Source organism: Aeromicrobium sp. (assembly GCF_036676885.1).
GTDB lineage: Bacteria > Actinomycetota > Actinomycetes > Propionibacteriales > Nocardioidaceae > Aeromicrobium.
Map to the genome: position 1 here is coordinate 1 of NZ_JAKFCB010000110.1, position 10496 is coordinate 10496.

The following is a 10496-nucleotide window of genomic DNA, read 5'->3' on the forward strand; positions in this document are numbered from 1 at the left end:
GAACAGGCGGGCGTTCTCGATCGCGATGCCGGCAGTCGCCGCGAGGGCCTCCGCCAGCTCCTCGTCCTCTGCCGAGAATGCGCCGTTGAGGCTGTCGGTGAGGTAGAGGTTGCCGTAGATCTCATCTCGTACGCGGATCGGCACGCCCAGGAAGTTCCCCATCGACGGGTGGTGGTCGGGAAAGCCGCTCGACCGGGTGTCGGCCGCGATCTGGCTGAGCCGGAGCGGCCGCAGGTCGTCGTTCATCGCGGCCAGCAGGCCCTTGCCCTCGGGCAGGTGCGCGATCTGCTCGACCACCTCGGACGGCATCCCGATGTGAATGAACTGCTCGAGGCCGCGCTCGTCGCCGATGACGCCCATCGCCGCATAGCGGGCATTGAGCAGCTCCATGCCGATCTCGACGATGCGATGGAGGACGGTCGGCAGGTCGAGCTTGCTGGTCAGGTCGTTGTTGACCCGGATCAGGTCGCGCATACGCGACTGCGAGACGATCAGCTGCTGCGAGCGCTGGACAAACTGTGCGAGCACCGCCTCGAAGTCGAGCGTGGGGCCAGCGGCGCGCTCGTCAGTCATGGCACTCCTGGACAGTCTGTTGCGACAACCCTACGCCCGAACGACACGGGGACCTACGTCCTCCAGAACGTGGCCGGCGGCCATTCGACGAGGACGTCGAGAGCGGAGTCGACGAAGCCCTCACCGACAGGTGAGGGCTTCGTCGTGGCCGGGTCCGGGAAGGATCAGAACGCGGACTCGTCGAGCTCCATGATCGAGTCGTCGATGTTCTCGGCGATCGCCCGCTCGCCCGCAAGCTTCGGGAGCACGTTGCGAGCGAAGAACTGCGCCGCAGCGACCTTGCCCTCGTAGAAGCTCTTGTCCGCCGCGGAGACCTCGCCACCGAGCTTCTCGAGCGCGACCTCTGCTCCGCGCAGCAACAGCCACGCGACGGTCAGGTCACCGAGGACGTAGACGAGGCGGGTCGTGTTGAGGCCGACCTTGTAGATGTTCTTGAGGTCGCCCTTCTCGTCGGCGGGGTTCGACGCCATGAGGTCGGTGAACGTCGCGCCGATGATCGCGCTGGCGTCGTCCAGGCCCTGCTTGAGCAGCTCGCGCTCCTCCTTGAGGCGGCCGTTGCCGGCCTCGCTCTCGGCGAACTCCTTGACCTGCTCGGACAGGTAGCCCAGAGCGGCACCCTTGTCCTTGACGATCTTGCGGAAGAACAGGTCCTGGCCCTGGATCGCCGTCGTGCCCTCGTAGAGCGTGTCGATCTTGGCGTCGCGGACGTACTGCTCGATCGGGTAGTCCTGCAGGAAGCCCGATCCGCCGAACGTCTGCAGCGACTCGGTGCCGAGCAGGACCCACGAGCGCTCCGAGCCGTAGCCCTTGACGAGCGGCAGCAGGAGGTCGTTGATGGCCTCGGACAGTGACGCGTCCTCGCCGGCGGCCTCCTTGATGATGACGTCGTCCTGCCACGTCGCGGCGTACATCGCGAGCGAGCGGAGCCCCTCCGCGTATGCCTTCTGGGTCATCAGCGAGCGGCGAACGTCGGGGTGGTGCGTGATCGTGACCCGCGGTGCCGTCTTGTCGGAGGCCTGCGTGAGGTCGGCGCCCTGGACCCGCTCCTTGGCGTAGTCGAGCGCGTTGAGGTAGCCGCTCGACAGCGTGGCGGCGGCCTTGAGGCCGACCATCATGCGGGCGTTCTCGATGACCCGGAACATCTGGTTGATGCCGTCGTGCACCTCGCCGAGCAGCCAGCCCTGGGCCGGTGCGCCGTCGCCGAACGTCACCTCGCACGTCGTGGACACCTTGATGCCCATCTTCTTCTCGACGTTCGTGACGTACGCGCCGTTGCGCTCACCCGTCAGCTCGCCGGTCTCGTGGTCGAAGTGGAACTTCGGGACGAGGAACAGGCTGAGGCCCTTGGTGCCGGGACCGCCGACGCCTTCGACGCCCACGGGGCGGGCGAGGACCAGGTGCATGATGTTCTCGGCCATGTCGTGCTCGCCCGAGGTGATGAAGCGCTTGACGCCCTCGATGTTCCACGAGCCGTCCTCGTTGGGGAACGCCTTGGTGCGGCCGGCGCCGACGTCGGAGCCCGCATCGGGCTCGGTCAGGACCATCGTGGCGCCCCAGCTGCGATCGACCATGTGCTGGGCGATCGTCTTGTCACGCTCGATGCCGTTCTCGAAGACGATGCGCGCGAACGCGGGGCCGCAGGCATACATCCAGATCGCGGGGTTGGCGCCCAGCACGAACTCGGCGCTGCCCCAGATCAGCGATGCGGGGGCGACCTGGCCGCCGAGCTCCTCGGGGACCTGCAGGCGCCACCACTCGGCGTCCATCCAGGCCTTGTACGACTTGGCGAAGGCCGGGTTCATCGTCACGGTCTTCGCGGCCGGGTCGTAGACCGGCGGGTTGCGGTCGGCGTCCTCGAACGATGCCGCGAGGTCGTCGCGGGCGATGCGGTCGATCTCGGCCAGGATGCTCTTCGCGGTGTCGGTGTCGACCTCTTCGAAGGGCCCGGTGCCGAGGATGTCCTGACGGTTGAAGAGCTCGAACATGTTGAACTCGACGTCACGGAGGTTGCTCTTGTAATGGCTCATGCCAGCAATCCTTTGGGGGTGTGCGCCCCGACTCGGGGCAACTTGCTACTGGGTAGTAACTTAAGTATCCGTCCGAGCCGGGCTGAACACAAGTCAAACGCCGAATGTGGGCCTGTCGGGCCTGTCACACCGTCGTTGCAGGTCAGCGGCGGTCGAGCCAGTCCGGGAAGTCCTCGAGCGTCGTCAATACGGTGTCGGCCCCGGCGTCTCGCAGGTCGTCCCCCGTGCTCGGACCAGTCGTGACACCGACGCCGACGACGCCGGCGAGCCGCGCCGCCGCCATGTCGTGCACGTGGTCGCCGACGTACGTCGTGGCGCCCTGCTCGCGCAGCACGACGCCCTTGGCCTCGCGCCAGGCCCCGCCGAAGACCTCGCCGACCGGCAGCCCCAGGCGTTCGACGTGCAGCCGCGCGTTGGGGGCGTGCTTCGCGGTGAGCAGGATCGTCCGGCCCACCTTGTTGGCGGCCTCGACGGCGTCGTACGCCCCAGGCATCGCGGTGACCAGATCCAGTGCGATCAGCGGGTAGAGCTCGCGGTAGCGATCGGCCCAGCGCGGCACCTCGTCCACGGGGACCCAGTGCTCGAGCTCCCACTCCACCGGAGGGCCGAGCCGCGAGACGACGAGGTCGGTGTCGATCGAGGCGCCACTCTCGGCGACGAGCTGCTCGTACACCGCCTTGATGCCCGGCCGGGAGTCGATCAGGGTCATGTCGAGGTCGAAGCCGGTGATCACGTCTCGACCCTATCGAGGGGGGTCGGACGCCGGGCACGAGAAAGCCCCCGCGAGATCGTCGCGGGGGCTTTGAGTGAGTCGTCGTCCGTCACATGCTGCGGGTGGGCACGCGTCCGAAGCCGTCGTTGGCGACGGTGCGGATGGAGCGGCCGATCCCGATCACGGAGATGACGGCGATGGTGATTCCGAGGGCGATCATGGTGGCCTCCTTCAAGGCTTTTGGGGGTGTTCGTTCCTCAAGTGTGCGCTTGTCAACTATCAAGCACAAGCGAACAGAACTACACCTAACATGTAGTATTGCTACATGGACGTCAATCGCCTTGCACTCCTGCGGGAACTGGCCGAACGGGGCACTGTCGGGGCGGTCGCCGATGCAATGCACGTCACACCGTCGGCGGTGTCGCAGCAGCTCAAAGTGCTGGAAAAGGAGGCCGGATACACGCTCTTGGAGCCGGCCGGACGAGGTGTGGCACTGACGGTGGCGGGCCGCGCCCTGGCCCAGACGGCGACCGATATCGCGGTGGCGATCGAGCGTGCCGAGGGCCGCTGGCGGGAGTTCATGCAGCAGCCAGCCGGGCAGGTCACGATGGTCACCTTCCCCACCGGCGGGGAGATGCTGTTGTCCGGAGTGCTGACCCGCCTCGCCGACGTACCCGAGGTCGAGCTCATCTGCTCGGACGAGGACGGGATCACGACGGACTTCGCCGACCTCACCCCCGATCACGACATCGTGCTGGCCGACTCGCCGACCACCTCGGCGTCCTGGCACGAGCGGGGGATCCAGGTCGTCCCGCTCATGAGCGAACCTCTCGATGTCGCCCTGCCCGAAGGGCATCCCCTGGCACGGAAGTCGAGCCTCTCGCCCAAGGACGTCGTGACCGAGACCTGGATCGGCGTGCCCAATGACTATCCGTTCGACCGGGTGCTGAGCCAGGTCGTCTCCGCGACCGGCGAGCCCGTGCGGATCGCTCAGCGCATCGCCGACAACGGCATCGTCGAGTCGCTGGTCGCCGGCGGGCACGGCATCGCGATCCTCCCCCGTTTCACGACGCGGGAGCGCGGCAACGGACTTGTCACGCGCCCGCTGGTCGGCATCCGTGCCAAGCGCGAGATCTCGGCGCTGTTGCGCCCGGATCGTTTCGAGCGGCCGTCCGTACGACTGGTCGTGCAGGCCCTGCGCGCCGAGGCGCGGGCTGTCGCGGATTCCTATGAGGCGATCTGAGCCCGCGCAGCGACAGCACGATGGGCCCGCCGTGGCGGCGGGCCCATCGAGACTCCTCGTGACTACTTGGTGTTGACGGTGATCTTCGCGACGCCGACGAGCAGGTCCTCGGTGACCGCGTCGGTCCCGAACGTCTCGTTCAGCACGCCGGCAGCGGGCGGGCTGATGAAGACGCGGGTGCCCTCGAGGATCGCGGTGTCTCCCTCGGTCTGCAGGGGCTTGAGGGTCGCGCCGCGGAGCTGGAACAGGAACGCACTGGTCGCGGCAACCTTGCCGTTGACGGTCACGTCGCCGTAGACCCGCGAGATGCCGGGGTCGACGTTGAAGTTCGTCAGCTCGACCTTGATGTCACCCGCGGTCAGCGACAGGCCGGATCCCTCGTGCTGCACCTGACCGATGACGTACGGCTTGGCGGTGCCGGGCTTGAAGTACGTCACGTTGCCGCCCGTGATCGGGAAGATCAGTGAGCCGTCCTCGAGCGTGGCGCCGTCGACCACGCCGGGCGTGAGCTTGAGCGAGGTGAGGGCATCCGTGAAGCCCTGGTCGAGGGCGATCGCGGTCGTGCCGCCCGTGCTGAGGTCGTTGAGCCGGGCGACCGGCTTGGCGACCGTGGCCTTGGACTCGGACGAGCCGGCGGAGTCGGACGATCCGCAGGCGGCGAGGGGGAGCGCCGCGACGGCGACGAGGGCGATTCCGGCGAGCGTCTTCTTGCGAGAGCTGATGGAGCTCATGTGATCCACATCCTTGTAGGTCGTTGGGGGTCAAGCGGCTGACACGGGGGGTTCGTCGCGGAGGGGTGTGGGTGATTGGTCTGGGCAGGGATTGCTTGTGCCGGCTCGTGACGAGGCGGTGACGGTCGTCGGCTCGCGCCCATCCGGTGCAGGCGAGGTGCCATGCTCGGACCATGACTGAGTCCGCGCGCCCCGACGTCGCCGTGATCGGCGGATCCGGCTTCTACACGTTTCTCGAGGAGCCTCGGTGGGTCGAGGTCGAGACGCCGTACGGCAAGCCGTCCGCACCGGTCGCGATCGGCACGGTCGGGGACCGCCCGGTCGCGTTCCTGCCGCGCCACGGGCCGCATCACGAGTTCCCGGCGCACCGCGTTCCCTACCGGGCCAACATGTGGGCGCTGCGCAGCCTCGGTGTGCGCCAGGTGCTTGCGCCGTGTGCGGTCGGCGGCCTCCAGCTCGAGCACGGACCGGGCACGTTCGTCGTGCCCGATCAGCTGGTCGACCGGACGACGGCTCGCCATCAGACGTACTTCGACTCGGGCGCGTGCCACGTGTCGTTCGCCGACCCGTACTGCCCGAGGCTTCGCGGCCACCTGCTCGCGGGACTCGCGGAGCAGGGACCGGTCGACGGTGGGGCGATGGTCGTCATCGAGGGGCCGCGGTTCTCCACCCGGGCCGAGTCGACGTGGTACGCCGACCAGGGTTGGGCGGTCGTCAACATGACGGGGCATCCCGAGGCCGTGCTGGCTCGGGAGCTGGCGCTCTGCTACGCCACCGTCGCCCTCGTGACGGACCACGACGCCGGGGTGGACCAGGCGAGCGCGGTGAGCATGGACGAGGTGTTCGCGGTGTTCGCGGCCCACACCGAGACGCTGAAATCGGCGCTCACCGCGGTGGTCGGGGCGCTCGGGAACGACCGGGACTGCGCGTGCTCGCATGCCGTCGACGGCATGGACCTGCCGATCGTCCTGCCGGATTCGGATGGCCGGTGAAGATCCTGCTGACCGGCGCGGCCGGTTTCATCGGTACGCACATCCGTGGCCAGGCGATGGAGCGCGGACACGAGGTCGTGGCCCTCGATGCGTACCTCCCCCAGGCGCACGGGGCCGGATCGACCCACGACTCCGGCATCGAGCGGCTCGACCTCCGCCATGACCGGTTGGACGAGGTCCTCGACGGGATCGACGTGGTCTGCCACCAGGCGGCGATGGTCGGCAACGGCGTCGACGCCCAGGACCTGCCCGACTACGCCGAGCACAACGACGCCGGCACCGCTCGGCTGCTCGCGGCGATGTCACGGGTCGGCGTACGCGACCTGGTGCTGGCCTCGTCGATGGTGGTCTACGGCGACGGGCGCTACTCGTGTCCCGTCGATGGTGATGTGCCGCCGGCGATGCGCCAGGAGGCCGACCTGGCGGCGGGGCGGTTCGACCCTCGCTGCCCGGCCTGCGGCGGTGAGATCACCTGGCAGGAGATCGGCGAGGACGCGCCCTTTTTTCCGCGTACGAGCTATGCCGCATCGAAGGTCGCTCAGGAGCACTACGCCGGTGCGTGGTGCACGCTCGACGGTGCCCGGACGATCGCCCTGCGCTATCACAACGTGTACGGCCCGGGCATGCCCGCGGACACGCCGTACGCCGGGGTCGCGGCGATCTTCCGCTCCGCGATCGCGCGGGGTGAGGCGCCCCAGGTGTTCGAGGACGGGCAGCAGGTGCGGGACTTCGTGCACGTCAGCGATGTCGCCCGCGCCAACGTGCTGGCGATCGAACAGGTCGCGGGGCACCCGGTCGGGCTGACGCCCTACAACATCGCGTCGGGTCGGACGTTCACGATCGGTCAGATGGCCGCGGCGTTGGCCGAGGCCGCCGGGGGTGCGGCGCCCGAGCTGACGGGGGACTACCGGCGGTTCGACGTACGCCATGTCGTCGCGTCGCCGAAGGCCGCGACCGAGGGCCTCGGGTTCACCGCCGAGATCAGTCCCGAGGTCGGCCTCGCGCAGCTCGCCACGGACCCGTTGCGCCCCCGCTAGGCAGCTGGGAGGCGGATCTCGAACTGGCAGCCGGTGTCGTGGTTGCGTACGCCGATCGAGCCGGACTGCGCGTCGAGGAGTCCCCGCGCGATCGCGAGGCCCATGCCGGCGCCCTGGCCATCGGACCCCCGCGCCTCGGACCCGCGGTAGCCCATGTCGAAGACCTTCGCGAGGTCGCGGTCCGGGATGCCGCCGCACGAGTCGTCGACCCGCAGCCACACCTCCGAGTGGTCCGAGCCGACCGTCACGGTGACGGTTCCGCCGTCAGGCGTGTGCCGGATCGCGTTGCCGAGCAGGTTGCGGAGCACCCGCATGAGCTCGGGTGCGGCGCCGACCGCCAGCGTCCCGTGCGGCCGGCCGTCGACCGTCACACGTACCCCATGACGTTCGCCCGCGGGCCGTGCGGCCTCGACGGCGGAGCGTACGACGTCGTCGACCGCGATGGGTCCGACGTCGAGGGACAGCGTCCCGGCGTTGATCTGCGACATCTCGAAGAGGTCGTCGATCATCGAGGCGAGCCGGAGCGTCTCCGCGCGGATCAGCTGGGCGTACTGCTTGACGTCCTCGGGCGACGACACGACGCCGTCCTCGAGCGCCTCGGTCATGGCCTGCACGCCGGCGATCGGCGTACGGAGGTCGTGGCTCAGCCAGGCGAGCAGCTCCCGGCGGGACCGCTCGGCGCTGCGCTCCCGCTCGAGGGCCTCGCGCTCCCACACGATCTTGCGGGCCAGCGAGCTGCCGAGCACGATCGCGCTCGGCACGCTGACGGCGGTGACGACGAGCCACACCGTGGCGGTGCGGCGCAGCTCGGCGGTGAACATGAACTGGCTCGTGCCGACGACACCGACGATGATCGCGACGAGCGGCACCAGAGTCAGCAGCACGATCGACGTCGTCAGGGCGCGGGCGCGGAGCTGGTGCAGCACGAGGGCGCCGACCGCCACGACGCCGAGCGAGCTGCCGACCCCGATGACCAGCGCGTGCCAGGTGTCCGCGGTCATGACTGCGGGTCCCAGCGGTAGCCGAGGCCGTAGACCGTGACGATCCGCGTGGGATCTGCCGGGTCGGCCTCGATCTTGTGGCGCAGGCGCTTGACGTGCACCGTGACGGTCGAGTGGTCGCCGAACTCCCAGCCCCAGACCTGCCGGAGCAGGTCCTCGCGGCTGAACACCTCGTGAGGATGGCGCAGGAAGAAGTGCAGGAGGTCGAACTCGCGCGTCGTGAGCGGGAGCGGGTCACCCGCCTGCAGCGTCTCGCGGGCCACGGGGTTGAGGGTCAGGTCGCCGTCCGTGAGCAACCCGGCGACGGGTCTCGTCCCGGCCGGAACGAGGCTGCGGCGCAGGACGGAGCCGACGCGCAGGGTCAGCTCCTTGACGCTGAACGGCTTGGTCACGTAGTCGTCGGCACCGCTCGTGAGCCCGGCGATGCGGTCGTCGGTCTCGCCCAGCGCCGTCAGCATGATGATCGGTACCGCCGAGCCGTCGGTCTCCCGGAGCTGCCGGCAGATCTCCAGGCCGTTCAGCTGCGGCAGCATCACGTCGAGCACGATCAGGTCGGGGGCGAGGTCGCGGGCGGCGGCGAGTCCGGCCGGGCCGTCGGCGGCGACCGTGACGTCGTACGACTCCTGCTCGAGGTAGCGGCGCAGCACATCGCGGACCGCGAGGTCGTCCTCGACCACGAGCACGTGGGGCCGGTCGCCGATCGTCATGCCGTTGCCGCCGAGACAAACCCAAGATGCGGCAGCAACGGCATGAACCCTGCCCCGATGACTCGCTCGCTGCGCTCGCTCATGCTCACCACCTTGTCAGCACCAATTGTTGTACGCACAGGGCCAGGACGACCTGCGAAAGAAGGGCCGGGCGGTGCCAGCGGTCCGGCAGGAGCGCCGGAAGGGCGACGACCCAGATCGTGAACGGCAGCCAGATGCGCTCGACCTCGGCCTTGCTCATGCCGGAGATCGTCGCCACGACGATCGTCAGGAGCGCGGCGGCGGCGAGCTGGGCCAGGGGATCGCGATCCCTGAAGGCCCGGATCGCGCGCGGGAACGCGGCCCATACGACGAGCCCGACGGTGAACGTCCAGGCGGCGATGTCGGCCCAGACCCAGTAGGAGTACGCCCGTTCCGAGGCGATGCCGTCGTAGTAGCGCTCGCGCAGCACCGGGTAGGCCTCCCACCACGCGAAGCCCGCGGCCGTGAACGCCGCGACGACCACCGCCGACCCGGCGAGCGCCCACGGCAGCGGCTTCCACGTCTTGGCGATGATCAGGACCGCGACGGCGAGGAGGCCGAGCAGCACCAGCCCGTACGACAGGTAGACGCACAGGCCGAGCACGAGGCCGGCCGCGACGCCGACGGCCGGTCGGCGGCTGACAGCGGCGATCGCCAGCAGCGCGAGACCCCACGCGGCGACCGCGGTGAACAGTGCATCGCCGTTGACCCCCATCCACACCGCGGTGGGCGCGAGCACGATCCACGGCATGGCCCGGCGGCCGAGCCGTACCGAGCCGAGGGTCTTGAGCGTGACGAGCACGGCGACGACGGCGGTGCTGCCGATCGTGACGACCACGGCGCCGATCCAGAACGGATCGGTGATGCCCATGCGGTCGAGCAGCACGAAGAACAACAGCGCGCCGGGCGGATGGCCCGCGACGTGCGTGTGCCAGTTGTCGGCGGAGTCGATCGGGATGTGGTCGACGAACGTACGCACCATCGTCCCGATCGAGTCGACCCGCTGGGCGTCGTACACGTACTCGCCCGGTCGCTCGAAGACCCGGGCCAGGCCGTCCGTGCCCTCGGTCATCGCCAAGGCCATGGTCCAGATCCAGGTGCCGGCGAACGCGTACGCCAGCAGGCCTCGCCACGAGGTCCGTGCCGCGATGCGGGGGAGCACCAGCCACAGCGCCAGGCCGACCGCGATCGCCGGCAGGGTCAGGACGCCGAGGCGCGGGTCCCAGTCGGCATGCAGCGGCGGCCAGTGCACGCGTACGTCTTCGTCGGTCCAACGCGGCACGGCGATCGCCGCGGCGACCAGTCCGAGTCCCAGGGCGGCCGAGGCAACGGCTGCGCGGGTGGAGGACAGGGACATGGACACGATGGTCAGCCTAGGTCCGGCCGGACTTCCCGAGTGGTTCGCCGGCACGGACGTCACGGGTCCGTCATCGCCGTGCGTATGGTGACCAA

10 protein-coding genes are annotated in these 10496 nt (G+C 69.3%); 3 read left to right on the forward strand and 7 right to left on the reverse strand.

The features are described 5' to 3' along the window. The 3 genes from V6M46_RS05570 to V6M46_RS05580 form a co-directional block, all read right to left on the reverse strand. Window positions 1–573: GAF domain-containing protein (locus V6M46_RS05570; RefSeq protein WP_332662786.1), on the reverse strand; the 573-nt coding region annotated here is incomplete at its 3' end. A gap of 164 nt (window positions 574–737) precedes the next feature. Beyond that, complete coding sequence (locus V6M46_RS05575; protein WP_332662787.1) at window positions 738–2600, reverse strand: acyl-CoA dehydrogenase; 1863 nt, start codon at window positions 2598–2600, stop codon at window positions 738–740. 142 nt (window positions 2601–2742) lie between these two features. Beyond that, a complete protein-coding gene (locus V6M46_RS05580; protein ID WP_332662788.1) occupies window positions 2743–3333 on the reverse strand; it encodes an HAD family hydrolase in 591 nt (196 codons plus the stop codon). Window positions 3334–3637: 304 nt separating this feature from the next. On the opposite strand from V6M46_RS05580, the gene V6M46_RS05585 reads away from it, so the two are divergent. Then, window positions 3638–4555, forward strand: coding sequence for a LysR family transcriptional regulator (locus V6M46_RS05585; RefSeq protein ID WP_332662789.1), 918 nt, complete (start codon window positions 3638–3640; stop codon window positions 4553–4555). A 62-nt stretch (window positions 4556–4617) separates the two neighbouring features. On the opposite strand, the gene V6M46_RS05590 is transcribed toward V6M46_RS05585, so the two are convergent. Then, window positions 4618–5286 carry a hypothetical protein gene (locus V6M46_RS05590; RefSeq protein ID WP_332662790.1) on the reverse strand — a complete coding sequence of 223 codons (669 nt, stop codon included), beginning with the start codon at window positions 5284–5286 and terminating at the stop codon, window positions 4618–4620. Between the two features lie 173 nt (window positions 5287–5459). Here V6M46_RS05590 and V6M46_RS05595 point away from each other — a divergent pair, with 173 nt between their 5' ends. Both V6M46_RS05595 and V6M46_RS05600 read left to right on the forward strand, forming a co-directional pair. After that, window positions 5460–6278, forward strand: coding sequence for an S-methyl-5'-thioadenosine phosphorylase (locus V6M46_RS05595; protein WP_332662791.1), 819 nt, complete (start codon window positions 5460–5462; stop codon window positions 6276–6278). Beyond that, window positions 6275–7315 carry an NAD-dependent epimerase/dehydratase family protein gene (locus tag V6M46_RS05600; protein ID WP_332662792.1) on the forward strand — a complete coding sequence of 347 codons (1041 nt, stop codon included), beginning with the start codon at window positions 6275–6277 and terminating at the stop codon, window positions 7313–7315. Before V6M46_RS05595 ends, V6M46_RS05600 begins: the two co-directional genes overlap by 4 nt. On the opposite strand, the gene V6M46_RS05605 is transcribed toward V6M46_RS05600, so the two are convergent. The 3 genes from V6M46_RS05605 to V6M46_RS05615 form a co-directional block, all read right to left on the reverse strand. Continuing rightward, entirely contained in the window at window positions 7312–8316 is a 1005-nt protein-coding gene (locus tag V6M46_RS05605; protein WP_332662793.1) for a sensor histidine kinase, read from the reverse strand. The genes V6M46_RS05600 and V6M46_RS05605 overlap by 4 nt on opposite strands. Further along, window positions 8313–9023 carry a response regulator transcription factor gene (locus V6M46_RS05610; protein ID WP_332662794.1) on the reverse strand — a complete coding sequence of 237 codons (711 nt, stop codon included), beginning with the start codon at window positions 9021–9023 and terminating at the stop codon, window positions 8313–8315. The genes V6M46_RS05605 and V6M46_RS05610 overlap by 4 nt, the downstream gene beginning before the upstream one ends. A gap of 85 nt (window positions 9024–9108) precedes the next feature. Then, entirely contained in the window at window positions 9109–10401 is a 1293-nt protein-coding gene (locus tag V6M46_RS05615) for a hypothetical protein (RefSeq protein ID WP_332662795.1), read from the reverse strand. Between the last annotated feature and the right edge of the window lie 95 nt (window positions 10402–10496).

What these genes read in the sequence shown, in the direction of transcription:
- V6M46_RS05575 (WP_332662787.1), bottom strand. Translation starts at nt 2,600, where the DNA reads ATGAGCCATTACAAGAGCAACCTCCGTGACGTCGAGTTCAACATGTTC.
- V6M46_RS05585 (WP_332662789.1), top strand. Translation starts at nt 3,638, where the DNA reads ATGGACGTCAATCGCCTTGCACTCCTGCGGGAACTGGCCGAACGGGGC.
- V6M46_RS05590 (WP_332662790.1), bottom strand. Translation starts at nt 5,286, where the DNA reads ATGAGCTCCATCAGCTCTCGCAAGAAGACGCTCGCCGGAATCGCCCTC.
- V6M46_RS05595 (WP_332662791.1), top strand. Translation starts at nt 5,460, where the DNA reads ATGACTGAGTCCGCGCGCCCCGACGTCGCCGTGATCGGCGGATCCGGC.
- V6M46_RS05605 (WP_332662793.1), bottom strand. Translation starts at nt 8,316, where the DNA reads ATGACCGCGGACACCTGGCACGCGCTGGTCATCGGGGTCGGCAGCTCG.
- V6M46_RS05610 (WP_332662794.1), bottom strand. Translation starts at nt 9,023, where the DNA reads ATGACGATCGGCGACCGGCCCCACGTGCTCGTGGTCGAGGACGACCTC.
- V6M46_RS05615 (WP_332662795.1), bottom strand. Translation starts at nt 10,401, where the DNA reads ATGTCCCTGTCCTCCACCCGCGCAGCCGTTGCCTCGGCCGCCCTGGGA.